Below are 25,122 nucleotides of genomic sequence, written 5' to 3' on the forward strand. Positions count from 1 at the left end.
CTCCTGGGCGGGGTCTTCGCCGGGCTGCTCGTGGGCGCGTTCGGGTCGGTGCTGCTGATCGCCCTCGGCCGGGCCGGCTGGCGCACCCGGGTGCCGTTCGGCCCGCCGCTGCTGGTGGGCGCCTACGTGGCGCTATGGCTCGCCGGACCGCTGCCGGTCAGCTGATCCGTGGGTGCCGGGGCAGCGCCCGACGGGGCTGCTGGCAGAATCGCGCGCATGTTGCGCTGGCTGACCGCAGGTGAGTCGCACGGTCAGCAGCTCACCGCCGTGCTGGACGGGCTGCCGGCCGGGGTGCAGGTGCAGACCGCCGACGTGGACCTCCAGCTGGCCCGGCGCCGGCTCGGCCACGGCCGCGGCGCCCGGATGAGCTTCGAGACCGACGAGGTCACGATCACCGGCGGGGTGCGCCACGGCGTCACCCAGGGCGGCCCGATCGCGATCCAGGTCGGCAACACCGAGTGGCCCAAGTGGTCGACGGTGATGGCGGCGGACCCGGTCGACGCCGAGGTGCTCGCCGGTCAGGCCCGCAACGCCCCGCTGACCCGGCCCCGGCCCGGCCACGCGGACCTGCCCGGGATGCAGAAGTACGGCTTCGACGACGCCCGCCCGGTGCTCGAACGGGCCAGCGCCCGGGAGACCGCCGCGCGGGTGGCGCTGGGCACGGTCGCCCAGGCGTTCCTGCACCAGGTGCTCGGCGTCCGGGTGGTCAGCCACGTGGTCGCGATCGGACCGGTCGTCGTCCCCGACGGGGTGCTGCCCGGGCCGGAGGACAACCCGCGGCTCGACGAGGACCCGGTGCGCTGCGCCGACCCGGCGACCAGCGAGCGGATGACCGCGGAGATCGACGACGCCCGCCGGTCCGGCGACACCCTCGGCGGGGTGATCGAGGTCGTCGTGCACGGCCTGCCGCCGGGCCTGGGCAGCCACGTGCACTGGGACCGCCGGCTGGACTCGCGGCTGGCCGGTGCGCTGATGGGCGTGCAGTCGGTGAAGGCCGTCGAGGTGGGCGACGGGCTGGAGACCTCGCGGCGCCGCGGCTCGGTGGCCCACGACGAGATCGACGTGATCGAGGGCGAGCTGTCCCGCCGCACCGACCGGGCCGGCGGCATCGAGGGCGGCATGACCAACGGCGAGGTGCTGCGGGTCCGGGCCGCGATGAAGCCGATCAGCACCGTGCCCCGCGCGCTGGCCACCGTCGACACCGCCACCGGAGAGGCCGCGGTCGCGATCAACCAGCGCAGCGATGCCTGCGCCGTCCCCCGGGGCAGTGTCGTGATGGAGGCGATGGTGGCCCTGGTGCTCGCCGACGCGGTGCTGGAGAAGTTCGGCGGTGACTCGGTGCCCGAGACCCGGCGCAACGTCGCGGGCTACCTCGACGGGCTCAGCTACCGGTGACCGGGCCCGCCCTCGTCGTCGTCGGCCCGCCTGCCTCGGGCAAGACCACGGTCGGGACGGCGGTCGCGGCCGCGCTCGGCCTGGCGTTCCGGGACACCGACGCCGACGTCGAGGCCGAGACCGGCACGACCGTCGCCGACCTGTTCGTCTCCTCCGGCGAGCCGCACTTCCGGGCCCTGGAGGAGCGCGCGGTCGCCCGGGCGCTCGCCGAGCACGACGGCGTGCTGGCCCTCGGCGGCGGTGCGGTGACCAGCGCGGCGACCCGGCAGCTGCTGGTCGCCGCCGGTCGTGCCGGGAGCGAGGTCCTCTGGCTGGACGTCGACGTGGCCTCGGCGGCCAAGCGCGCCGGGCTCTCCCGGGACCGGCCGCTGCTCGCGGTCAACCCACGCGCCATGCTGCGCACCATGCTCGAGGCCCGCGCCCCGCTGTACGCCGAGGTCGCCACCGTGACCGTCTCCACCTCCGGCCGCCCGGTCACCGACGTGGTGGCCGAGGTGCTGGCCGCCGTCGGGTCGGTGCAGCGGTGACCGCGCGGCGGATCACGGTGGCCGGCGACCGGCCCTACGACGTCCTCATCGGCCCCGGCGTGCAGGCGCAGCTCGGGCTCGTGCTCGACGGCACCGCCCGGGCCGCCGTGGTGCACAGCCGTGCCCTGGTCGCCGCGGCCGGCGCGGCGGTGGAGACCCTGCAGCAGTCCGGGATCGCCGCCGAGGCGGTCGTCGTCCCCGACGGCGAGGCCGCCAAGACCGCCGAGGTGGCCGCCGGTGCGTGGGAGCAGTTCGGCCGGCTCGGGCTGACCCGCTCCGACGCGGTCGTCGGCATCGGCGGGGGAGCGGTGACCGACCTGGCCGGCTTCCTCGCCGCCACCTGGCTGCGCGGCGTGCGGGTGGTGCAGGTGCCGACCAGCCTGCTCGGCATGGTCGACGCGGCCGTGGGCGGCAAGACCGGCATCAACACCGCCGCCGGGAAGAACCTGGTGGGCGCGTTCCACCCGCCTGCTGCCGTCCTGGCCGACACCGACGCACTCGCCGGGCTGCCCGGGGCGGAGTTCCGGTCCGGGCTCGCCGAGGTCGTCAAGTGCGGCTTCATCGCCGACGGGCGGGTGCTGGAGCTGCTCGAGGCCGACCCGACCGGGCGCGCCGACACCGCCGAGCTCATCGCCCGGGCGGTGCAGGTCAAGGCCGACGCCGTCGGCGAGGACCTCTACGACACCGGCCGCCGCGAGTTCCTCAACTACGGCCACACGCTCGCGCACGCCATCGAGCGGGTCGAGGACTTCGGCTGGCGGCACGGCGAGGCCGTCGCGGTCGGCCTGGTCTTCGCCGCCGAGCTGGCCGCGGCCGCCGGGCGGCTGAGCCGGGCCGATGCCGACCGGCACCGCGAGCTGGTCGCCGCGATGGGCCTGCCGACGAGCTACCGAGGCGACTGGGCGGCCCTGCAGTCGGTGATGCGGATCGACAAGAAGGCCCGCGGTGCGTCGCTGCGCTTCGTCGTCCTCGACGGGCTCGGCAACCCCACGATCCTGACCGACCCCGACCAGGCCTGGCTCGACGCCGCCTGGGCAGCCGTCAACGGAGAGGCCGCATGACCATCCAGGTGCTGAACGGCGCCAACCTCGGCCGGCTCGGCAGCCGCGAGCCGCTGATCTACGGCGACACGACGTACCCCGAGCTGGTCGGGCTCATCGAGGCCGCCGCCGCGGAACTCGGGCTGGACGTCGTCGTCCGGCAGACCGACTCCGAGGCCGAGCTGCTCGGCTGGGTGCACGACGCCGCCGACGCCGGGGACGCCGTGGTGATCAACCCCGGCGGCTGGTCGCACACCTCGGTGGTGCTGGCCGACGCGCTCGCCGCGCTGACCGGGCCGCTGGTCGAGGTGCACATCAGCAACATCCACCGCCGGGAGGCCTTCCGGCACCACTCCTACGTCTCGGGCGTCGCCGACGGCGTGATCGCCGGGCTGGGCATCGCCGGGTACGAGCTGGCGCTGCGCTACCTGGCCGGAAAGGGCGTCCGATGACCCGGGAGGCAGGGCGCCGCGACCGGCTGCGGGCCACCGCTGCGGAGGCGGGGCTGGACGCCGTCCTGGTCACCAACCTGCTCAACGTCCGCTACCTGACCGGGTTCACCGGGTCCAACGGTGCGCTGCTGCTGCGCACCGACGGAGCGGACCTGTTCGGGACCGACGGCCGGTACACGACCCAGGCCGGCACCCAGGTGCCCGACGTCGAGCTGCTGGTCGACCGGGCCACCACCTCGGCGCTGGCGGCCGAGGCGGTGCGGCGCGGTTCCGGGCGCATCGGCTACGAGTCCCACGACGTGACCGTCGACGGGCTGCGGGGGCTCGAGCGGGTGCTCACCGACACCGCCGGCAGCGGCCGGGCCGCCGAGCTGGTGAGCATCCGGCGGGCGGTCGAGGCGCTGCGCGCGGTCAAGGACGACGCCGAGATCGAGGCGCTGCGCCAGGCGTGCGCGGTCGCCGACCGGGCGCTGGCCGAGCTCGCCGCCGAGGGCGCGCTCCGGCCGGGCCGCAGCGAGCTGGAGGTCGGCCGGGAGCTGGACGCCCGGATGCTCACCCTGGGCGCCGAGGCCCCCAGCTTCGAGACCATCGTGGCGACCGGGGCGAACTCGGCGATCCCGCACCACCGACCCGACACCTCCGTGCTCCGCGACGGCGACCTCCTGAAGCTCGACTTCGGTGCCACCGTCGCCGGCTACCACTCCGACATGACCCGCACGCTGGTCCTCGGGCACGCCGCGGACTGGCAGCGCGAGGTGTACGAGCTGGTCGCGGCGTCGCAGGCCGCCGGCCGCGCGGCGCTGGCGGTGGGAGCCGACGTCATCGCCGTCGACGCCGCGTCCCGCGACGTGATCGTCGAGGCCGGTCACGGCGACCACTTCACCCACGGCCTCGGGCACGGGGTGGGCCTGGAGATCCACGAGGCACCGGGCATCTCCGCGCTCGGCGCAGGTACCCTGAGCGCTGGCATGGCCGTCACCGTGGAGCCTGGCGTCTACCTGCCCGGCCACGGCGGTGTCCGGATCGAGGACACCCTGGTGGTCACGGACGACGAGCCCGAGTTGTTGACCCTCACGAGCAAGGAACTGCTGGTCCTCTAGATGGCTACCACCAACGACCTCAAGAACGGCACCGTCCTCAACCTGGACGGGCAGCTGTGGACCGTGACCGACTTCCAGCACGTGAAGCCGGGCAAGGGCGGCGCCTTCGTGCGCACCACCCTCAAGAACGTGCTCTCGGGCAAGGTCGTCGACCGCACCTTCAACGCCGGCACCAAGGTCGAGACGGCGAACGTCGACAAGCGCTCGATGACCTACCTGTACGCCGACGGCACCGACTACGTCTTCATGGACGGCGACACCTTCGAGCAGATCTACGTCCCGGCCGCCACCCTCGGCGACGGCGCGAGCTACCTGCTGGAGAACACCGAGGTCGTCGTGGCGGTGCACGACGACACCCCCCTGTACGTCGAGCTGCCGGTGACCATGGAGCTCGTGGTGCAGCACACCGACCCGGGTCTGCAGGGCGACCGCTCCACCGGTGGCACCAAGCCCGCCACCCTGGAGACCGGCGCGGAGATCCAGGTCCCGCTGTTCATCACCACCGGCGAGAAGCTGAAGGTGGACACCCGCGACGGTCGTTACCTCGGCCGGGTCAGCTGACCTCGTGAGCGCTCGTTCCAAGGCGCGCAAGCGCGCGGTCGACGTCCTCTACGAGGCCGACCTGCGCCGCAACGACCCGCTCGCCGTGCTGCGCGACCGCATCGCCGACGGCAACCCCCCGGTGCCCGACCACGCCGTCCGGTTGGTCGAGGGCGCGGTCGAGCAGGGCGCCCGGATAGACGAGCTGATCGAGGAGCACGCGCAGGGCTGGTCGCTGGACCGGCTGCCCGACGTGGACCGCGCGATCCTGCGGATGGCGGTCTACGAGCTGCTGTGGGTCGACGACGTCCCCGATGCGGTGGTCATCGACGAGGCGGTGGAGCTGGCCAAGGCGCTCTCGACCGACGACTCCCCGGCCTACGTCAACGGCGTGCTCGGCGGCATCGTCAAGGCCGAGATCCCCACCCAGTAGGGATCCCTCCCGCTCGCCCCGGTCCCGTGCGGGAGCCACCGGGGCGCGTCATGGACGACGGGCGGTGACGAGCCAGGCCGACGAGCCGTAGGCGACCCGGTCCCCGTCCCGGTGCTCCTCCAGGCTGATCCGGAGCCGACCGCGGGCCTCGGCCCGTCCGGCGTCGTCCAGCCCGTCGAGCAGCCAGCCGAGGAAGCCGAGCACGAAGCGCTCCGCGTCGTCCGGGTCCCGTCCGAGGACCAGCGGCGCGCTGACCTGCTCCAGGCGACGGTCGGTGTAGCCGGCCCCGGCGAGCAGACCGTGCACGCGCTCGGGGTCGCTGAGCGAGAACGGTCCCGGCGCGTCCGGCGCGGGTGCCGGCAGCGCCCGGCCGGCGAGGGCACCGGCGAGCGCGGGCAGCCACTCGTTCGCCTGCAGGGGACCCCACACCAGCTGGACGAGCCGGCCACCCGAGCGGGTGGCCCGGGCGAGGTTCGCGAACGCGGCCGGCGGGTTCCCGAAGAACATCGTCCCGGTCCGGCTGAGGACCAGGTCGACGGACGCCTCGGGGAACGGGTGGACCTGCGCGTCCGCCTGGAGGAAACGGGCGCCGGGCAGGCCCTCCTGCCGAGCCAGGTCACGGGCGACCTCGATCATCCGGGCGGACAGGTCCACGCCGAGGGCGGACGACGCGCCGTCACGCACGGCATCGCGCGTCACCTGGCCGGTGCCGCAGCCCACGTCGAGGACGGCGCCCCCGGCAGGCACGGCGGCCGCCGCCCGGAGGGCCTCGCGGTAGCCGCTGACGCTGGTGTCGAAGCGCTGCGCCTCCGCGGCCCACGTGGCGCCCGCCGTCCCGTTCCAGGCGTGCGCCTGCTCCCGGTTCGACGGGTCCACGGTCACGTCCTGCGACATGCGCTCCTCCTGGAGGCCGGCGGCGGGATCGGTCAGCCCGGGCGGGACACCGCCACGGGGAGCGAGGTCAGCCCGTGCATGAGCATGCTCGGGCGGAGCAGCAGGCGGTCCGGGTCGGTGGCCAGCCGCAGGTCGGGACACCGGCCGAGCAGACGCTCGAGGGCGATCCGCCCTTCCAGCCGGGCGAGCGGTGCGCCCAGGCAGTGGTGCACCCCGTGCCCGAACGCCGTGTGGGGCAGCGGCGGCCTCCGCCGCGGCTGGAACACATCGGCCCCTCGGTGGCGCGGGTCGCGGCCGGCGGCCAGCACGGACGGGACGACGACGTCGCCCGGGGCGATCGGGGTGCCTGCGAGCTCGACCGGGGCGGCGGCGATCCGAGGGGTGGCGACCTGCACCGGTCCCTCGTAGCGCAACACCTCTTCCACCACCGCGGGCAGCAGGGTCGCGTCGGTGCGGACGGCCGCCAGTTCCTCGGGGTGCACGAGCAGGGTGAGCGTGCCGTTGGCGATCAGGTTCACCGTCGTCTCCTGCCCGGCGATCAGCAGCAGGAAGACCATGCTGGTCAGCTCGTCCTCGCTGAGCCGGTCCGTCCCGTCGCGCGCCGCGACCAGCGCATCGAGCAGGTCGTCGGCCGGCGTCCGTCGTCTGCGGTCGAGGAGGTCCCGGACGTAGCCGACCAACGCGGTGGCCGAGTGCACCCAGTCGGAGACGGGCGCGAGCGAGCCGCTGATCAGCGTGGTCGACCAGCCGCGGAACGCGGGTGCGTCGTCGGCGGGTATGCCCAGCAGCTCGCACAGGACGGTCATGGGCAGCGGGAAGGCGTACGCCGCGATCAGGTCGGTCTCCGACGCGGCGTCGGCCAGCATCCGGTCCAGCAGCTCGTCGGCGACCTGCTCGATCCGCGGGCCGAGGGCCTCCACCCGTGGCCGGGTGAAGGCCGACGACACCAGCCGACGGAGCCGGGTGTGGTCGGGAGGATCGAGGTGCAGCAGGTCGCTCATCATGGCGTGGTGCACGTCGGCGGGCAGCGGCTGGCCGGGCACCACGGGCGGCGGCCCGCCCTTGACCAGACGCGGGTCGGCGAGTGCCTGCCGCACCTCGTCGTAGCCGGTCACCAGCCACGCCGGCTCGCCGTCCGGCAGGCGGACACGGTGCACCGTGCCGCTGGCCGCGAGGTCGGCGTGGACCTCGTGGCGCTCGGCGAGGGTGGTCGCGGCGAAGGGAGTGCGCGCGCTGTCCGTGGTCATGGCGGTCCCGTGGGTGCGGCGGCGGTCGACGGTGCCCAGCGTGCTCGCTCCGGGCCCTCGGGAACACCCTGCTCCGGCCCCTGGTGCCGGCCCCGCCGCAGACCTGCAGGCGGTGGGGCCCTCCGGTCAGCGCGGGGAGCGGCGGCGATCGCCCCAGGCGGGCTCGTCGTCGTCGACGTCGGCGTAGATGCTGCCGTCGGCGCCGGGGGAGAGCACGCCCCACTCGATGAGCCGGGTGGTCAGCTCGTCGGGGCTCATGTCGTAGATGATCGCCAGGGACTTGAGGTCCTCGGCGCGGATCGACAGCACCTTGCCGTTGTAGTCGTGCCGCTGCGCCTGGATCGTCGAGGCGTAGCGCGCGAGCGGGCCGGCCTCGTCGGCGGGCAGCGAGCCCAGCGACTCCAGGTTCAGCACGATCTTGGTGCTCTTGGTGACCGCGGAGCTGGGCCGCGGGTCGGGCAGGAGCTCGGAGACCGGCACGCCGTAGAACACGGCGAGCTCGGAGAGCCGCTGCACGGTGACAGCACGGTCGCCGCGCTCGTACGAGCCGACGACGACGGCCTTCCACCGGCCGTGGGACTTGTCCTCCACGCCCTGCAACGACAGTCCTTGCTGGTTGCGGATGGCCCGCAGGCGGGCGCCAAGCGCCCTGGAGTAGTCGGTGCTCATGACCCTCTGCTCACTGACTGTCGTCGTATCGGGACGGTACTGGTGACGCAGAGTACTGGTTGCGGGGTGGCGGCAACAGTCAGGTGGCCCCGATGGGTCAGATCTCTCACCAGGACCGGGTGAACGGGCGCGAGCGGGGTCACAACGCGCTGTGCAGTACCGTCGTCCGCGGTCCACACCGCCGCCGGCGCAGCCGCGTCGACGACGGCCCACTCCTTTAACGACCCGTCCCGTGAGGCGGGGAAGGAGGCTGCGATGACCGAGTCATCCGCGCTGCCCGTCGAACCGTCGCCCGCTCCGCTGCTGTCCGCCGAGGACCTGGCCCGGGTGGTCGACCGGATCGCCCACCAGCTGATCGAGAAGGCGGGGCCGGACCTCGCCGGGCTCGTGCTCGTCGGCATCCCGACCCGCGGTGCCCCGCTGGCCCGCCGGCTCGCCGCCCGGATCGAGGCGTTCAGTGGCGTGCAGGTCGACGTCGGCACCGTCGACATCACCCTCTACCGCGACGACCTGCGGCTGCGCGGGGTGCGGGCGCTGGAGGACACCCGGCTGCCCGAGACCGGCATCGACGGCCGGCTGGTCGTGCTCGTCGACGACGTGCTCTTCTCCGGCCGCTCGGTGCGCGCCGCGCTGGACGCGCTGCGCGACCTCGGCCGGCCCCGCGCCGTGCAGCTGGCGGTGCTGGTCGACCGCGGCCACCGGGAGCTGCCGATCCGCGCGGACTACGTCGGCAAGAACGTGCCGACGTCCCGCAGCCAGTCGGTGAAGGTGCGCCTCGCCGAGGTCGACGGTGCCGACTCGGTGACGGTCACCCAGTGAAGCGGCACCTGCTGGAGGCCGCCGACCTGGACCGGGACGACGCCACCCTGGTGCTCGACACCGCGGCGCAGATCGAGTCCGCGCTGGCCGGCCGCGAGGTCAAGAAGCTGCCCACGCTGCGCGGCCGTACCGTGGTCAACCTCTTCTACGAGGACTCCACCCGCACCCGGATCTCCTTCGAGCTGGCCGCCAAGCGACTGAGCGCCGACGTCATCAACTTCTCCGCCAAGGGCAGCAGCGTCTCCAAGGGCGAGAGCCTCAAAGACACCGCGCTGACCCTGGAGGCGATGGGCAGCGACGCGATCGTGGTGCGGCACGGCGCCTCCGGGGCCCCGCACCGGCTGGCGCAGTGGGTGCAGGGGAGCGTGGTCAACGCCGGCGACGGCACCCACGAGCACCCCACGCAGGCGCTGCTGGACGCGTACACGATCCGGCAGCGGCTGGGCCGGCTCGACGGCATCCGGGTGGTGGTCGTCGGCGACGTGCTGCACAGCCGGGTGGCCCGGTCCAACGTCTGGCTGCTCGCCACGCTGGGCGCCGAGGTCACCCTGGTCGCCCCGCCGACGCTGCTGCCGGTCGGCGTCGGGAGCTGGCCGGTGCAGGTCGGCTACGACCTGGACGCCGTCCTGCCCAAGGCCGACGTGGTGATGATGCTGCGGGTCCAGGCGGAGCGGATGAACGCCTCGTTCTTCCCTAGCGCCCGCGAGTACAGCCGCCGCTACGGCCTCGACGGCCGGCGGATGGGCGCGCTGCCCGACGACGCGATCGTCATGCACCCGGGGCCGATGAACCGGGGCATGGAGATCGCCGCCGTGGTGGCCGACTCCGCGCGCTCCACGATCGTCGACCAGGTCGGCAACGGCGTCTCCGTGCGCATGGCCGTCCTGTACCTGCTGCTGGGAGGCGCATCCGCAAGTGAGTGAGCATCGAGTGAGCGCCAGCGAGCGAGGCGCGGAGCGAACGACGAGCGCCAGCGAGGCGGGGGTCGGAGCATGAGCACGCTGATCAAGGGCGCCCGCCCGTACGGCGAGGACGCCGTCGACATCCTCGTCACGGGCGGCCGGATCGCCGCGGTCGGCGACGAGCTGACCGTGCCCGGCGCCGACGTCGTCGAGGCCGCCGGGCTGGTCGCCCTGCCCGGCCTGGTCGACCTGCACACGCACCTGCGCGAGCCGGGCCGGGAGGACGCCGAGACCGTCGAGACCGGCAGCCGCGCCGCCGCGCTGGGCGGGTACACCGCGGTCCACGCGATGGCCAACACCGACCCGGTCGCCGACACCGCCGGCGTCGTCGAGCAGGTCTGGCGGCTGGGCCGCCACGCCGGCCTGGTCGACGTCGTCCCGGTCGGTGCGGTGACCGTCGGCCTGCGCGGTGAGCGGCTGGCCGAGCTCGGCGCGATGGCCGACTCCGCCGCCCGGGTCCGGGTCTTCTCCGACGACGGGCACTGCGTGGCCGACCCGGCGCTGATGCGCCGCGCGCTGGAGTACGTCAAGGCGCTGGACGGCGTGGTCGCGCAGCACGCCGAGGAGCCCCGGCTCACCGTCGGCGCGCAGATGAACGAGGGCGACCGATCCGCCCGGCTCGGCCTGACCGGCTGGCCGGCCGCCGCCGAGGAGGCGGTGATCGCCCGCGACGTGCTGCTCGCCGGGCACGTCGGCGCCCGGCTGCACGTCTGCCACGTGTCGACGGCGGGCTCGGTGGAGATCCTGCGCTGGGCGAAGAGCCGCGGCGTGCAGGTCACCGCCGAGGTCACCCCGCACCACCTGCTGCTCACCGACGAGTGCGCCGAGGGCTACGACCCCGTGTACAAGGTCAACCCGCCGCTGCGCACCGAGGCCGACGTGCAGGCGCTGCGGGCCGGGCTGGCCGACGGCACGATCGACGCCGTCGCCACCGACCACGCGCCGCACGCGGTGGAGGACAAGGAGAGCGAGTGGGCCTCGGCCCGCCCGGGGATGCTCGGCCTCGAGCAGGCGCTGGCCGTGGTCGTGCAGACCATGGTCGAGCCCGGGCTCCTCGACTGGCGCGGTGTCGCCGAGCGGATGTCGGTCGCCCCCGCGGCGATCGGCCGGCTCGAGTCCCACGGCCGCCCGCTCGCCGTCGGCGAGCCGGCCAACCTGCTGCTGCTGGACCCCGCGCACCGGGCCACCGTCGACCCGGCCGCGCTGGCCAGCCGCAGCTGCAACAGCCCCTATGCCGGCCGGGAGCTCCCCGGCCGCGTCGTCCACACGTTCCTGAGAGGAGCACCGACGGTGCTCGACGGAAAGGCACAACGGTGAACCGGCAGCGAGTGAGCATCGCAGCGAGGAACGAGCGAGGAGCGGAGCGAGCGTGGCCGGGAACGGTGGCATCGTGACCGCGATCTTGGTGCTCGAGGACGGGCGCACGTTCCGTGGCGAGACCTACGGCGCTCCCGGCACGACGGTCGGCGAGGCGGTGTTCTCCACCGGGATGACCGGTTACCAGGAGACCCTCACCGACCCCAGCTACGCCGGCCAGATCGTCGCGATGACCGCACCGCACGTCGGCAACACCGGCGTGAACGGCGAGGACGACGAGAGCCGCCGGATGTGGGTGGCCGGCTTCGTCGTCCGCGACCCCGCCCGCCGCCCGGCGAACTGGCGGGCCACCGGCAGCCTGGACGACGAGCTGGTCGCCCAGGGCGTGGTCGGGATCAGCGGCATCGACACCCGGGCGCTGACCCGGCACCTGCGCGACCGCGGCGCCATGCGCGCGGGCATCAGCACCGAGCTGGGGGCCGAGGAGCTGCTGGCGCAGGTCACCGGCAGCCCGAGCATGAGCGGCGCCGACCTCGCTCCCAGCGTCAGCGCGAGCGAGCCCTACGTCGTCCCGGCGGTGGGGGAGAAGCGGTTCACGATCGCCGCGCTGGACCTGGGCATCAAGACCGCCACCCCGCGCGCCCTGGCCGAGCTCGGGGTGGAGACCCACGTGCTCCCCGCGCGGGCGACCGCCGAGCAGCTGCTCGAGGCGGGCATCGACGGGGTCTTCGTCTCCAACGGCCCCGGCGACCCGGCGGCCGCCGACTACGCGGTCGAGGCGGTGCGTGGGGTGCTCGAGGCCCGTCGGCCGCTGTTCGGCATCTGCTTCGGCAACCAGATCCTGGGCCGCGCGCTCGGGCTGGGCACCTACAAGCTGCGCTTCGGCCACCGCGGCCTGAACCAGCCGGTGCTGGACCGGGTCAGCGGCACCGTCCGGGTCACCAGCCACAACCACGGCTTCGCCGTCGACGCCCCGCTGGACCGCCCGGTGGACACCCCGTTCGGCCCGGTCGAGGTCAGCCACGTCGGCTTGAACGACGACGTGGTCGAGGGCCTGCGGCTCACCGGGGCGCCGGCGTTCAGCGTCCAGTTCCACCCCGAGGCCGCCGCCGGCCCGCACGACGCCAACCCGCTGTTCGGCCGGTTCGTCGACCTGATGGCGGCGACCAGGGAAGGCAGCGCGGTGACCCCAGCACCCGTCGTCGACTCGAGCACGGGGGAGAAGGCCTGATGCCCAAGCGCACCGATCTGGAGCACGTGCTGGTCATCGGCTCCGGTCCGATCGTCATCGGCCAGGCCAGCGAGTTCGACTACTCCGGCACCCAGGCCTGCCGGGTGCTCAAGGCCGAGGGGCTGCGAGTCAGCCTGGTCAACAGCAACCCGGCCACGATCATGACCGACCCCGAGGTCGCCGACGCCACCTACGTCGAGCCGCTGACCGCGGAGTTCGTCGAGCGGGTCATCGCCGCCGAGCGGCCCGACGCGGTGCTCGCCACCCTGGGCGGGCAGACGGCGCTGAACATCGCGATCGGGCTCTTCGAGAACGGCGTGCTGGAGAAGTACGGCGTCCAGCTCATCGGCGCCGACGTCGAGGCGATCAACCGCGGTGAGGACCGGCAGCGGTTCAAGGACATCGTCCGGTCCATCGGCGCCGACGCCCCCCGCTCCACGGTCTGCTCGACGGTCGACGAGGCGATCGCCACCGCCGAGGAGGTCGGCTACCCGGTCGTGATCCGGCCCAGCTTCACCATGGGCGGGCTGGGCTCGGGGATCGCGACCGACGAGCCGATGCTGCGCCGGATGGCCGGCCACGGACTGGCCGACTCACCCGTCCACACCGTGCTGATCGAGGAGTCGGTGCTCGGCTGGAAGGAGTTCGAGCTGGAGCTGATGCGCGACCGCAGCGACAACGTGGTGGTCATCTGCTCGATCGAGAACATCGACGCGATGGGCGTGCACACCGGCGACTCGGTGACCGTCGCCCCCGCGATGACCCTCACCGACCGCGAGTACCAACAGATGCGCGACGTCGGCATCGCGGTGCTGCGCGAGGTCGGCGTGGACACCGGCGGGTGCAACATCCAGTTCGCCGTCCACCCCGGGACCGGCCGGCTGGTCGTGATCGAGATGAACCCGCGGGTGTCCCGGTCCAGCGCGCTGGCCTCCAAGGCCACCGGCTTCCCGATCGCCAAGATCGCCGCGAAGCTGGCCATCGGCTACACCCTCGACGAGATCACCAACGACATCACCGGGGTCACCCCGGCGTCCTTCGAGCCGTCGCTGGACTACGTCGTGGTGAAGATCCCGCGCTTCGCCTTCGAGAAGTTCCCGGGCGCCGACCCGCGGCTGACCACGACGATGAAGAGCGTCGGCGAGGTCATGGCGATGGGCCGCAACTTCACCGAGGCGCTGGGCAAGGCGATGCGGTCGACCGAGACCACGGCCGCCGGGTTCTGGACGACGCCGGAGGACGGGTCGAGCGCCGAGGAGCTGCTCGAGGCGCTGCGCACCCCGGTCGACGGCCGGCTGTACACCGCGCAGCGCGCGCTGGCCGCCGGCGTCACCGTCGAGCAGGTGTCGGCGGCGTCGGGCTTCGACGCCTGGTTCGTCGACCAGATCGCGCTGGTCACCGAGATCGGGGAGCAGGTCCGCGAGGCGCCGGCGCTGACCCCGGAGCTGCTCGCGACGGCCAAGCGGCACGGCCTGTCCGACCGGCAGGTCGCCGAGCTGCGCCCGGAGCTCGCCGGTGAGGACGGCGTCCGCCGGCTGCGCTGGCGGCTGGGCATCCGGCCGGTCTACAAGACCGTGGACACCTGCGCCGCGGAGTTCGCCGCCCGGACGCCGTACCACTACTCCTCCTACGACGAGGAGAACGAGGTCGAGCCGCGCGAGCGCCCGGCGGTGCTCATCCTCGGTTCGGGCCCGAACCGGATCGGGCAGGGCGTGGAGTTCGACTACTCCTGCGTGCACGCGGTCATGGCGCTGCAGGACGCCGGCTACGAGGCGGTGATGGTCAACTGCAACCCGGAGACCGTCTCCACCGACTACGACACCGCCGACCGGCTGTACTTCGAGCCGCTGACCTTCGAGGACGTGCTGGAGGTCGTCGAGGCCGAGCGCGCCGCCGGGCCGGTCGCCGGGGTCATCTGCACCCTCGGCGGGCAGACGCCGCTGGCGCTGGCGCAGCGGCTCAAGGACGCCGGCGTCCCGGTGCTGGGCACCTCGCCGGAGGCCATCGACGCCGCCGAGGACCGCGGCGCCTTCTCCCGGGTGCTGCGCGACACCGGACTGCTCGCGCCCAAGCACGGCATGGCCACCACGTCGGCCGAGGCGAAGGAGATCGCGGCCGCCATCGGCTACCCGGTGCTGGTCCGGCCCTCCTACGTGCTGGGCGGTCGCGGCATGGAGATCGTCTACGAGGACGCCATGCTCGAGGCGTACATCACCAAGGCCACCGACGTGAGCACCGACCACCCGGTGCTGGTCGACCGGTTCCTCGAGGACGCCATCGAGATCGACGTCGACGCGCTCTTCGACGGCACCGACCTGTACCTCGGCGGGGTCATGGAGCACATCGAGGAGGCCGGCATCCACTCCGGTGACTCGGCGTGCGCGCTGCCGCCGATCACGCTGGGCGGCGCGGACCTCGCCGCCATCCGCCGCGCGACCGAGGCGCTGGCCGCCCGGATCGGCGTGCGCGGGCTGATGAACGTGCAGTACGCGCTCAAGGACGACGTCCTCTACGTCCTGGAGGCCAACCCCCGGGCCAGCCGCACCGTTCCCTTCGTCTCCAAGGCGACGGCGGTGCAGCTGGCCAAGGCCGCCGCCCGGATCGCGGTGGGGGAGAGCATCGCCTCGCTGCGGCAGGCGGGGGTGCTGCCGGCCACCGGCGACGGCACCGACCTCCCGGTCGACGGGCCGATCGCGGTCAAGGAGGCGGTGCTGCCCTTCCACCGCTTCCGCACCGTCGAGGGCCACGGCGTGGACACGATCCTCGGGCCGGAGATGAAGTCGACCGGCGAGGTGATGGGCATCGACGCGGAGTTCGGCACCGCGTTCGCGAAGTCCCAAGCCGCTGCGTACGGCAACCTGCCCACCACCGGCACGGTGTTCGTCTCGCTGGCCAACCGGGACAAGCGGGCGGCGATCTTCCCGATCAAGCGGCTGGCCGACCTCGGGTTCACCGTGCTGGCCACCGTCGGCACCGCCCAGGTGCTCCGCCGCAACGGGGTGACCTGCGAGGTCGTCGGCAAGTTCTCGCAGGGTCCGGGCAACGTGGTCGAGCGGATCCTGGCCGGGGACGTCGACATCGTCGTCAACACCCCGTTCGGGACGCCCGGCAACAGCGGCCCGCGGCTCGACGGGTACGAGATCCGCGCCGCCGCCGTGGGCATGGGCGTCCCGTGCATCACCACGGTGCAGGGCATGGCCGCCACCGTGCAGGGGGTGGAGGCGCTGCGCCGCGGGGAGCTCGGCGTGCGCAGCCTGCAGGACCTGCACCGGGCGCTCGCCGCCGCCCAGGCCGCCGAGCGGGCCCAGTCGTGACCGACCCCGGGGGCCATGTCGGCCACCATGGCCCCTTGCTGACCGAGCCGGCGCCGCGGGCGCCGAGCGCGCCGGTGCAGCGGGTGGTCGAGGTGGTCGGCCGCCGGCCGGTCGGCGCGTACGTGGAGCTCACCTTCGACGCTCCGGAGGTGGCCGCCCGCGCGGTGCCTGGGCAGTTCGTCGCGTTCGCCGTCGGCGGCCGGGAGTCGGCGATGCTGCTGCGCCGCTCGATCGCGATCGCCGGCACCGGCGAGGGGCGGCTGACCGTCGTGGTCGCCCCGCACGGACCCGGGTCGACCTGGTTGGCCGGGCAGCAGCCGGGCGCCACCGTGGACGTCGTCGGCCCGCTGGGCCGCCCGTTCCCGCTCCCGGAGCCCGGCACGCCTGCGCTGCTGGTCGGCGGGGGCTACGGCGCGGCCGCGCTGGTCGGGCTCGCGGCGGCGCTGCGCGAGCGCGGCTCGGACGTCGCCGCCGTCACCGGCGCCGCCTCGGCCGACCGGCTCTGCTCGGTCGACGAGCTCACCGCGCTGGCCGACGTGACCGTGCTGACCGACGACGGCAGCGCCGGCCGCCGAGGCTGGGTCACCGACGCCGTCGCCGAGCTGGTCGGCGAGGTCGGCGTCGTCTACGCCTGCGGGCCGATGGGGATGCTCCGCGCGGTCGCAGAGCTGGCCACCGCGGCCGGGGTGCCGTCCTACGTCGCGGTGGAGGAGTCGATGGCCTGCGGGATCGGGGTCTGCATGACGTGCGTGCTGCCGGTCGTCGGCGCCGACGGGCGCACCCGGTTCAGCCGGTCCTGCACCGAGGGGCCGGTGTTCGGTGGCGACCGGGTCAGGTTCGCCGACGTCGGCACGCTGACCGCCGACGTCGTCGGCGCCGCCGCGATGGGGGTGCTGCCGGCATGACCGTCGTCCAAGCCCGCCACAGTGGCCACAAAGGCGAACCGGACGTCGACATGGGGACGGCGCTGGCGTTCGCGCCGATCCCGAGCCCGGTGCTCACCGCCTCGGGGTGCTCGGCGTTCGGTCAGGAGCTCGAGCCCTTCGTCGACCTCGGCGCGCTCGGCGCGGTGGTCACCAAGTCGGTCCAGCTGCAGCCGCGCTCGGGCCGCCCCACCCCGCGGATGGCCGAGACGCCCAGCGGGATGCTCAACTCCATCGGCCTGCAGGGGCCGGGCATCGACGGCCTGCTCGCCGACGAGCTGCCCTGGCTGGCCCGGCGCGGCGCCCGGGCGTTCGTCTCCATCGCCGGCACCCGGGTCGAGCACTTCGCCGAGCTGGCGGGCCGGCTGCGCGGCGTGCCCGGCGTGCTGGGCCTGGAGGTCAACATCTCCTGCCCGAACGTCGAGAGCCGCGGCGAGGTCTTCGCCTGCGACCCCGTCGCCGCCGCCGACGTGGTGGCCGCGGTGCGGGAGGCGGCGGACCCGGCCCAGCCGGTCTTCGCCAAGCTCAGCCCCGACGTCACCGACATCGTCTCGATCGCACGGTCGGTCACCGCCGCCGGTGCCGACGGGCTGTCGATGATCAACACCCTGCTCGGGCTGGTCATCGACCCCGACACCATGCGCCCGGTGCTGGGCGGGGTCACCGGCGGGCTGTCCGGCCCGGCGATCCGCCCGGTCGCGCTGCGGTGCGTCTGGCAGGTGCACCAGGCGCTGCCCGAGGTGCCCGTCCTCGGCATGGGCGGCATCCGCAGCGGCCTGGACGCCCTGCAGTTCGTGCTCGCCGGCGCCAGCGCCGTGTCGGTCGGGACGGCGGTCTTCCACGACCCCTCCGCCCCGGCCCGGGTCCACGCCGAGCTCGCCGAGGCGCTGGCCGCCCGCGGCTTCGGGACGCTCTCCGACGCCGTCGGGTACGCGCACCGATGACCGAGCTCGCGAGGTCGTCCAGGAGCACAGCAACGGCGGTCGCGAGGCCGACGAGCGCCAGCGAGGAGGACGAGTGAACGCCCCGTTCGGCGAGCGGCTGGCCGACGCCGTCGCCGCCCGCGGCCCGCTGTGCGTGGGCATCGACCCGCACGTGCCGCTGCTGGCCGACTGGGGGCTGCCGGACAGCCCTGACGGTCTGGCCCGGTTCACCGACGCCGTCGTCGACGCCCTGGCCGGGCAGGTCGCCGTCCTGAAGCCGCAGCTGGCGTTCTACGAGCGGCACGGCTCCCGGGGGCTGGCCGTGCTGGAGGACGCCGTGGCGCGCGCCCGCGCCGCCGGGGCCCTCGTCCTGCTGGACGCCAAGCGCGGTGACATCGGCTCGACGATGGACGCCTACGCCGACTACCTGCGCCCGGAGCACCCGCTGGCGGTCGACGCGCTGACGGTCAGCCCCTACCTGGGCCCGGGGTCGCTGCAGCCGGCCGTGGACACCGCACGGCTCACCGGCGGCGGGTTGTTCCTGCTCGCGCGGACGTCGAACCCCGACGCCGGCACCTTCCAGCACGCCCTGGTGGGGGAGCGGACCGTCGCCCAGGCCGTGGTCGACACCGTGCGCGGCTGGAACACCCCGGCGTGGGTGGTGGGCGACCCGCTGCCCGACATCGGCGCCGTCCGGGACGTCGCTGGGCGTTGGGGCCCCTCCACCGGGTCCTTCGGCGTCGTGGTCGGTGCCACCCTCCCCGAGCTGGACGTCGAGCTCGACGGGCTGGGCGGCCCGGTGCTCGCCCCGGGGCTGGGCGCGCAGGGCGGGTCGGTCGCCGACCTCCGCAGGCTGTTCGGTGCCGGCCGCGCCGTCGTCCCCACCGTCTCCCGGGACGTGCTCCGGGCCGGGCCGGACGTCGCCGCGCTGCGTGCTGCCGCCGACCGCTGGACGGCCGAGCTCACCGCGTGAGGCGGGCTGGCTGCTGGGCGGTGACACCCGCGCTGTGGACGCTGGGTGACGGCCGGGTGACGGGGAGGTGGCGGGTAGGGGACGGCTCGCTGACCAGCGGTGATGCTGTGGTTACGGCACCGTACGGTCCGCCGTCCGGGAGGGTGAGCACACGCATCGACGGCTGAGACAGCGGGGTACCGGGTGACCAGCCCGTTCGAGGTGACTAGGTTGACGCCAGGTTCGCAAACGAGCCGTTCGGCAGCAGTGCCCCAGACCGAAGAACACCGCCGGGTACCACCACCGGCATGAACACGATTGGGTTGCTCCGTGCCCCTTCCCGAGTTGTCCCCCGAACAGCGCGCCGCAGCCCTGGAGAAGGCCGCTGCGGCCCGCAAGGCGCGTGCTGAGCTCCGCGAGAAGCTCAAGAGCAAGGGCACCACGGTCGGCGACGTCCTCAAGCAGGGCGAGACCGATGAGGTCATCGGCAAGATGCGCGTCTCCGCCGTCCTGGAGTCGCTCCCGGGCGTCGGCAAGGCCCGCGCGGCCAAGATCATGGAGCGACTGGAGATCTCGCCGACCCGTCGCGTCCGGGGGCTGGGCGCGAACCAGCGCAAGGCGCTCGAGGCCGAGTTCGCCGGCGAGCAGGTGCAGCCCGACCAGGTCCCGGCCGAGGGCCTCGTCTGAGCACGTCGCTGTCCCGACCGACACCCGCCGCGAGGACGCCCGCAGTGGCCCGTCCGCAGGCCCGTCTGACGGTCCTGTCGGGTCCCTCCGGGGTCGGCAAGGGCACGGTCGTCGCCGAGGTCCGGCGCCGGCACCCCGCGGTCTGGGTGTCGGTGTCGGTCACCACCCGCAACCCGCGGCCCGGTGAGGTGGACGGCGAGCACTACTGGTTCGTCGACGACGAGCACTTCGACTGGCTGATCGCCCACGACGGCCTCCTGGAGTGGGCCGAGTTCGCCGGCAACCGGTACGGCACCCCGAAGGGGCCGGTGGAGGAGCAGCTGACCGCGGGGTCCCCGGCGCTGCTGGAGATCGAACTGCAGGGAGCGCGGCAGGTCCGGGAGCGGGCACCGGAGGCCCAGCTGGTCTTCCTGGCCCCGCCGTCGTGGGGCGAGCTGGTCAGCCGGCTGGCCGGCCGGGGCACCGAGCACCCGGAGGTCCAGGAGCGCCGGCTGGCCCTCGCGCAGGCCGAGCTGGACGCCGCCGGGGAGTTCGACGTGATCGTCGTCAACGACGACGTGGCCAGAGCTGCCGACGAGTTGGTAGGCTTGCTGACTGCGCCTCCGCCCGCTGGTCCCTGACCGCTGCCGAGGGCGCACCCGAGGCGACCGTGCGGAGCACATCCGCCGCCCGCCCGCACACCGAGTTGAGGAGCACGCCCGCCCGTGTCCGGAGTCGCACCCGCCCCTGAGGGCATCACCAACCCGCCCATCGACGAGCTGCTCGAGCGCACCAGCAGCAAGTACGGGCTGGTCATCTACGCCGCCAAGCGCGCGCGTCAGATCAACGCCTACTACAGCCAGCTCTCCGAGGGCCTGCTGGAGTACGTCGGCCCGCTGGTCGACACCGCGCCCCAGGAGAAGCCGCTCTCGATCGCCCTGCGCGAGATCAACGAGGGCCTGCTGACCCACACCGCCGGCGAGAACTGAGAGGACCACCCTTCCCCCCACGCCTCGCAGGCTCGGCGCGGGCCCCTGAAGGGTGGCCGTTCCAGCTCGTTGTGATGACGCCTCCGGCACCTGGTGCCGGGGGCGCTGTCATGTGCACGGGAGGATGACCGCATGAGCAGGATCGTGCTGGGCGTCGGCGGCGGCGTGGCCGCGTACAAGTCCGCGCTGCTGCTGCGCGCCCTCACCGAGCGCGGCCACGACGTGCGGGTGGTGCCCACCGCGTCCGCGCTGCGCTTCGTCGGCGCGGCGACGTTCGAGGCGCTGAGCGGCAACCCCGTCGCCACCGAGGTCTGGGACGACGTCCCCGAGGTGGCACACGTGCGGATCGGGCAGATGGCCGACCTGGTCCTGGTCAACCCGGCCACCGCCGACCTGCTCGCCCGCGCCGCCGCCGGCCGGGCCGACGACCTGCTCACCGCCACCCTGCTCACCGCGCACTGCCCGGTCGTGTTCGTGCCCGCCATGCACACCGAGATGTGGCTGCACCCGGCCACCCAGGACAACGTCGCCACCCTCCGCCGCCGCGGCGCGGTCGTGCTGCCGCCCGCCGTCGGCCGGCTCACCGGCCCGGACTCCGGTCCCGGCCGGCTGCCCGAACCCGCGGACGTCGCCGCGCTGGCCGAGGTGGTCCTCACCGCCGGTGCCCCGGCGCTGCGGCAGGACCTCGCCGGCCGCCGGGTCGTCATCAGCGCCGGCGGCACCCGCGAGCCGCTGGACCCGGTGCGCTTCCTGGGCAACCGCTCCTCGGGCATGCAGGGCTGGGCACTGGCCCGGGTCGCCGCCGCCCGCGGCGCCGAGGTCGTGCTGGTCGCCGCGAACGTGGAGGCGCCGGCGCCGTTCGGGGTGCGCGTCGTCCCGGTCGGCTCCGCCGAGGAGCTGCGGACCGCCGTGCACACCGAGGCCGCGGCGGCCGACGTGGTCGTGATGGCCGCCGCGGTCGCCGACTTCCGCCCCGGCACGGTCGCCGCCAGCAAGCTCAAGAAGGGCAGCGCGGGCGAGCCGACGTCGGTCGACCTGGTCCGCAACCCCGACGTCCTCGTCGAGCTGGTGGCCGCCCGCCGGGCCGGGCAGCGGGTCGTCGGCTTCGCTGCCGAGACCGGCGACGCCGAGGGCGACGTGCTCGCCCACGCCCGCGCCAAGCTGGCCCGCAAGGGCGTCGACCTGCTCGTGGTCAACGACGTCTCGGCCGGGCAGGTCTTCGGCCGCGCCGACAACGAGGTCACGGTGCTCGCCGCCGACGGCACCGTCACGCCCGTCCCGGCAGCTCCCAAGGACGTCGTCGCGGCGGGCATCTGGGACGCGGTCACCGCAGACCCCACCGGTTCGGGCTGACCGCCCCACCGCACCGCCCGTCCACACCGCTCGGCCGCGCCGGACGCCTGCCGGTCAGCGCCGGTAACCTCAGCCGACGGGGCCACCCATCAACCGGACGCGACCACCGCGTGCGGCCGCCGATCGCAGGGAGAACCGAGTGCCACGCCGTCTCTTCACCTCCGAGTCGGTGACCGAGGGCCACCCCGACAAGATCGCCGACCAGATCAGCGACTCGATCCTGGACGCGATGCTCGAGCAGGACCCCCGCAGCCGGGTGGCCGTCGAGACCCTCATCACCACCGGCCAGGTGCACATCGCCGGTGAGGTCACCACCTCCGGCTACGTGGACATCGCCGACATCGTCCGCCGGACGATCCTCGCCATCGGCTACGACTCCTCGCGCAAGGGCTTCGACGGCGCCTCCTGCGGCGTCAGCGTCTCCCTCGGCGCGCAGTCCCCGGACATCGCCCAGGGCGTCGACACCGCCTACGAGGCGCGCACCGCCGGCCTCAGCGACGACGAGCACCGCGCGGCGGTCGTCGACGACCTGATCGAGCGGCAGGGCGCCGGGGACCAGGGCCTGATGTTCGGCTACGCCTCCGACGAGACGCCCGAGCTGATGCCGCTGCCGATCGCGCTGGCCCACCGGCTGGCGCGCCGGCTGTCGGCGGTGCGCAAGGACGGGTCCGTGCCCTACCTGCGCCCGGACGGCAAGGTCCAGGCCACCGTCGTGTACGAGGACGACCGCCCGGTCGCGGTCGACACCGTGGTGGTCTCCAGCCAGCACGCCGAGGACATCTCGATCGACACCCTGCTCGCCCCCGACGTGCAGGAGCTCGTCGTGGAGCCGGAGCTGGCCGCGCTCGGCCTGCCCACCACCGGCTACCGGCTGCTGGTGAACCCGACCGGCAAGTTCGTCATCGGCGGCCCGATGGGCGACGCCGGGCTGACCGGCCGCAAGATCATCGTTGACACCTACGGCGGTATGGCCCGGCACGGCGGCGGCGCCTTCTCCGGCAAGGACCCCTCCAAGGTCGACCGGTCCGGCGCCTACGCGATGCGCTGGGTCGCCAAGAACGTCGTCGCGGCGGGCCTGGCGCGCCGCTGCGAGGTGCAGGTCGCCTACGCGATCGGCGCGGCCCACCCGGTCGGGTTGTTCGTGGAGACCTTCGGCACCAACACGGTGCCCGAGGAGCAGCTGGAGAAGGCGATCAGCTCGGTGTTCGACCTGCGCCCCGGCGCGATCGTGCGCGACCTGGACCTGCTCCGCCCCATCTACGCGCCGACCGCGGCCTACGGCCACTTCGGCCGCACCGACGTCGAGCTGCCCTGGGAGCGGCTCGACCGCGTCGACGTGCTGCGCGACGCCGTGGGGGCCTGACGGCGCTGAGTCAGCAGGAGCTCGCGACCGACGACCCGGGGACCCGAACGACTCGAGTGGCCCGGGTCGTCGTCGACGTGCCCCTGGCGCACCTGGACCGGCCCTTCGACTACGCGGTCCCGGACGAGCTGGCCGAGCAGGTGGTGGCCGGCTGCCGCGTCCGGGTGCGGTTCGCCGGCAAGCTGGTGGACGGCGTCGTCGTCGAGCTGGCCGGCAGCACCGACCACACCGGCAAGCTCGCTCCGCTGGCCAAGGTGGTCTCCGCCGAGCCGGTCCTCACCCCCGAGGTCGCCGAGCTGGCCCGGTCGGTCGCCGACCGCTACGCCGGGTCGATGACCGACGTGCTGCGGCTGGCCCTGCCGCCCCGCCGGGGCGCGCCGGAGAAGAAGCAGCGGCTCGACCCGCCCCCGCCGCCGGCGGCTCCCGACCCGGCGGGGTTCGCCCGCTACCCGACCGGCCCTGAGCTGCTCGGCGCCGTCGCCGGGGGGCATCCCGCCCGGGCGGTGTGGACCGCGCTGCCGGGGGAGGACTGGCCCACCCGGCTGGCCGAGCTGGCCCAGGCGGCGCTGTCCGGTGGCCGGGGGGCGCTGGTCGTCGTCCCCGACGGCAAGGACCTGGACCGGCTGGCCGCCGCGGCCGAGCGGCTGCTGCCGGCCGGGTCGGTCGCGGTGCTGCGCGCCGACGCCGCCCCCGACACCCGCTACGGGCGCTTCCTGTCGGCCTCCCGGGGCACCGCGCAGGTCGTGCTGGGCACCCGCGGGGCGGTGTTCGCGCCGGTCCGCGACCTCGGCCTGGTGGTGATCTGGGACGACGGCGACGATCTGCACGCCGAACCGCGCGCCCCCTACCCGCACGCCCGGGACGTGCTGGTGCACCGGGCGCACCTGGCGTCCTGCGCCGCCGTGGTCGCCGGCACCGCCCGCACCGCCGAGGCCGCGCTGCTGGTGGAGTCCGGCTGGGCGCACGAGCTGGTCGCCGACCGCGCCACGCTGCGGGCGGCCGCGCCCCGGGTGGAGGCGCTGGGCAGCGACTTCGAGCTCGCCCGGGACCCGGGCGCGCGGTCCGCCCGGCTGCCCACCCTCGGGTTCGCCGCCGCCCGCCGGGCGCTGGCCGACGGGACGCCGGTGCTGATCCAGGTGCCCCGGTCCGGCTACGTCCCCTCGCTGGTCTGCGACCGCTGCCGGGCGCCGGCCCGCTGCGCGCACTGCGCCGGACCGCTCGGGATCGCGCCGTCGCCCGGGGCCGGCGGGGTGCGGATCGCCGCGTGCCGCTGGTGCGCGCGGCCGGCGGCGACCTTCGACTGCCCGCACTGCCACGGCACCAAGCTCCGGGCCGCCGTCATCGGCGCCTCCCGCACCGCGGAGGAGCTGGGCCGGGCGTTCCCGGGCGCCGCCGTGCGGGTGTCCGGCCGGACCTCCGGGGTGCTGGCCACGGTCCCCGGCGGCGCGGCGATCGTCGTCGCCACCCCGGGGGCCGAGCCGGTCGCCGAGGGCGGCTACGGCGCCGCCCTGCTGCTGGACTCCTGGGCGCTGCTCGGCCGCGCCGACCTGCGGGCGGGGGAGGAGACGATGCGCCGCTGGATGAACGCGGCCGCGCTGGTCCGCCCCGGCGGTCAGGTGGTGGTCGCCGCCGACGCCGCCCACCCGGTGGTGCAGGCCCTGGTGCGCTGGGACCCGGCCGGGCTGGCCACGCGGGAGCTGGCCGACCGGCGGGAGCTGGGCTTCCCGCCGGTCACCCGGATGGCCTCGCTGTCGGCGTCGCCGGCGGCGCTCGCCGAGTTCCTGGCGGCGTTGCGGCTGCCCGAGGGGGCCGACGTCCTCGGGCCGGTGCCCGAGCCGCCGCGCCCGGGGCAGGAGGGCGAGCGCGAGCGGTACCTGGTGCGGGTGCGGCGCAGCGACGGGGTGGCGCTGGCCCGGGCGCTGCACGAGGTGCAAGGGGTCCGCAGTGCGAAGAAGGCACCCGAGCACGTCCGCGTGCAGCTGGACCCGCTCGAGCTGGCCTAACCGGCTGACC

The 25,122-nt window shown here is 74.6% G+C and carries 24 protein-coding genes; 21 read left to right on the forward strand and 3 right to left on the reverse strand.

Going from position 1 to position 25,122, the window contains the following annotated elements:
- The first annotated feature begins 216 nt into the window (after positions 1-216).
- Genes aroC through nusB form a run of 7 tightly spaced genes read left to right on the forward strand, consistent with a single transcriptional unit; the run spans position 217 to position 5,487 of the window.
- Positions 217-1,395: a chorismate synthase gene (gene aroC, locus FHL79_RS11865; RefSeq protein ID WP_138758804.1), complete on the forward strand. Its 1,179-nt coding sequence runs from the start codon at positions 217-219 to the stop codon at positions 1,393-1,395.
- Positions 1,392-1,922 (forward strand): shikimate kinase, encoded by a 531-nt coding sequence (locus FHL79_RS11870; protein ID WP_138758805.1) that lies wholly within the window; start codon positions 1,392-1,394, stop codon positions 1,920-1,922. The genes aroC and FHL79_RS11870 overlap by 4 nt, the downstream gene beginning before the upstream one ends.
- A complete protein-coding gene (gene aroB, locus FHL79_RS11875; protein ID WP_138758806.1) occupies positions 1,919-2,983 on the forward strand; it encodes a 3-dehydroquinate synthase in 1,065 nt (354 codons plus the stop codon). Before FHL79_RS11870 ends, aroB begins: the two co-directional genes overlap by 4 nt.
- Positions 2,980-3,414, forward strand: coding sequence for a type II 3-dehydroquinate dehydratase (aroQ, locus tag FHL79_RS11880; RefSeq protein WP_138758807.1), 435 nt, complete (start codon positions 2,980-2,982; stop codon positions 3,412-3,414). The genes aroB and aroQ overlap by 4 nt, the downstream gene beginning before the upstream one ends.
- Complete coding sequence (locus FHL79_RS11885; protein ID WP_138758808.1) at positions 3,411-4,514, forward strand: M24 family metallopeptidase; 1,104 nt, start codon at positions 3,411-3,413, stop codon at positions 4,512-4,514. Before aroQ ends, FHL79_RS11885 begins: the two co-directional genes overlap by 4 nt.
- Entirely contained in the window at positions 4,515-5,075 is a 561-nt protein-coding gene (gene efp / locus FHL79_RS11890; RefSeq protein WP_026845080.1) for an elongation factor P, read from the forward strand.
- 4 nt (positions 5,076-5,079) lie between these two features.
- Positions 5,080-5,487, forward strand: a complete 408-nt coding sequence (nusB, locus tag FHL79_RS11895) for a transcription antitermination factor NusB (RefSeq protein WP_138758809.1) — start codon at positions 5,080-5,082, stop codon at positions 5,485-5,487.
- 48 nt (positions 5,488-5,535) lie between these two features.
- On the opposite strand, the gene FHL79_RS11900 is transcribed toward nusB, so the two are convergent.
- The 3 genes from FHL79_RS11900 to bldD all read right to left on the reverse strand — a co-directional run bounded on the left by FHL79_RS11900 (position 5,536) and on the right by bldD (position 8,297).
- Positions 5,536-6,381 carry a class I SAM-dependent methyltransferase gene (locus FHL79_RS11900; protein WP_138758810.1) on the reverse strand — a complete coding sequence of 282 codons (846 nt, stop codon included), beginning with the start codon at positions 6,379-6,381 and terminating at the stop codon, positions 5,536-5,538.
- Positions 6,382-6,413: 32 nt separating this feature from the next.
- The gene (locus FHL79_RS11905; protein ID WP_138758811.1) at positions 6,414-7,628 is read right to left on the reverse strand and encodes a cytochrome P450 family protein; all 1,215 of its coding nucleotides are present in this window, start codon (positions 7,626-7,628) and stop codon (positions 6,414-6,416) included.
- Between the two features lie 126 nt (positions 7,629-7,754).
- Positions 7,755-8,297 (reverse strand): transcriptional regulator BldD, encoded by a 543-nt coding sequence (gene bldD, locus FHL79_RS11910; protein WP_014741324.1) that lies wholly within the window; start codon positions 8,295-8,297, stop codon positions 7,755-7,757.
- A gap of 255 nt (positions 8,298-8,552) precedes the next feature.
- Here bldD and pyrR point away from each other — a divergent pair, with 255 nt between their 5' ends.
- The 14 genes from pyrR (at position 8,553) to FHL79_RS11980 (ending at position 25,112) form a co-directional block, all read left to right on the forward strand.
- Positions 8,553-9,116: a bifunctional pyr operon transcriptional regulator/uracil phosphoribosyltransferase PyrR gene (gene pyrR, locus FHL79_RS11915; RefSeq protein ID WP_138758812.1), complete on the forward strand. Its 564-nt coding sequence runs from the start codon at positions 8,553-8,555 to the stop codon at positions 9,114-9,116.
- Positions 9,113-10,039 (forward strand): aspartate carbamoyltransferase catalytic subunit, encoded by a 927-nt coding sequence (locus FHL79_RS11920; protein ID WP_138758813.1) that lies wholly within the window; start codon positions 9,113-9,115, stop codon positions 10,037-10,039. The genes pyrR and FHL79_RS11920 overlap by 4 nt, the downstream gene beginning before the upstream one ends.
- Before the next feature lie 69 nt (positions 10,040-10,108).
- Complete coding sequence (locus FHL79_RS11925) at positions 10,109-11,395, forward strand: dihydroorotase (protein WP_138758814.1); 1,287 nt, start codon at positions 10,109-10,111, stop codon at positions 11,393-11,395.
- Positions 11,396-11,468: 73 nt separating this feature from the next.
- A complete protein-coding gene (gene carA, locus FHL79_RS11930) occupies positions 11,469-12,626 on the forward strand; it encodes a glutamine-hydrolyzing carbamoyl-phosphate synthase small subunit (RefSeq protein WP_246080682.1) in 1,158 nt (385 codons plus the stop codon).
- A complete protein-coding gene (carB, locus tag FHL79_RS11935) occupies positions 12,626-15,940 on the forward strand; it encodes a carbamoyl-phosphate synthase large subunit (protein WP_138758815.1) in 3,315 nt (1,104 codons plus the stop codon). Before carA ends, carB begins: the two co-directional genes overlap by 1 nt.
- A gap of 35 nt (positions 15,941-15,975) precedes the next feature.
- Positions 15,976-16,845, forward strand: a complete 870-nt coding sequence (locus FHL79_RS11940; RefSeq protein ID WP_138758816.1) for an iron-sulfur cluster-binding protein — start codon at positions 15,976-15,978, stop codon at positions 16,843-16,845.
- Complete coding sequence (locus FHL79_RS11945; RefSeq protein ID WP_246080684.1) at positions 16,842-17,807, forward strand: dihydroorotate dehydrogenase; 966 nt, start codon at positions 16,842-16,844, stop codon at positions 17,805-17,807. Before FHL79_RS11940 ends, FHL79_RS11945 begins: the two co-directional genes overlap by 4 nt.
- Positions 17,808-17,880: 73 nt before the next feature.
- Positions 17,881-18,759, forward strand: a complete 879-nt coding sequence (pyrF, locus tag FHL79_RS11950; RefSeq protein ID WP_138758817.1) for an orotidine-5'-phosphate decarboxylase — start codon at positions 17,881-17,883, stop codon at positions 18,757-18,759.
- Between the two features lie 309 nt (positions 18,760-19,068).
- On the forward strand, positions 19,069-19,425 hold the full coding sequence (gene mihF, locus FHL79_RS11955; RefSeq protein ID WP_138758818.1) for an integration host factor, actinobacterial type: 357 nt from the start codon (positions 19,069-19,071) through the stop codon (positions 19,423-19,425).
- A 44-nt stretch (positions 19,426-19,469) separates the two neighbouring features.
- The gene (gene gmk, locus FHL79_RS11960; RefSeq protein WP_138758819.1) at positions 19,470-20,045 is read left to right on the forward strand and encodes a guanylate kinase; all 576 of its coding nucleotides are present in this window, start codon (positions 19,470-19,472) and stop codon (positions 20,043-20,045) included.
- 84 nt (positions 20,046-20,129) lie between these two features.
- A complete protein-coding gene (gene rpoZ / locus FHL79_RS11965; protein ID WP_014741310.1) occupies positions 20,130-20,393 on the forward strand; it encodes a DNA-directed RNA polymerase subunit omega in 264 nt (87 codons plus the stop codon).
- 93 nt (positions 20,394-20,486) lie between these two features.
- Complete coding sequence (gene coaBC / locus FHL79_RS11970) at positions 20,487-21,746, forward strand: bifunctional phosphopantothenoylcysteine decarboxylase/phosphopantothenate--cysteine ligase CoaBC (protein WP_500684520.1); 1,260 nt, start codon at positions 20,487-20,489, stop codon at positions 21,744-21,746.
- A 139-nt stretch (positions 21,747-21,885) separates the two neighbouring features.
- Positions 21,886-23,109, forward strand: a complete 1,224-nt coding sequence (metK, locus tag FHL79_RS11975; RefSeq protein ID WP_138758821.1) for a methionine adenosyltransferase — start codon at positions 21,886-21,888, stop codon at positions 23,107-23,109.
- Positions 23,110-23,165: 56 nt separating this feature from the next.
- Positions 23,166-25,112: a primosomal protein N' gene (locus FHL79_RS11980; protein ID WP_138758822.1), complete on the forward strand. Its 1,947-nt coding sequence runs from the start codon at positions 23,166-23,168 to the stop codon at positions 25,110-25,112.
- Positions 25,113-25,122 lie beyond the last annotated feature (10 nt).

This window comes from Modestobacter altitudinis, from assembly GCF_005930475.1.
In the GTDB taxonomy this organism is placed as follows: domain Bacteria; phylum Actinomycetota; class Actinomycetes; order Mycobacteriales; family Geodermatophilaceae; genus Modestobacter; species Modestobacter altitudinis.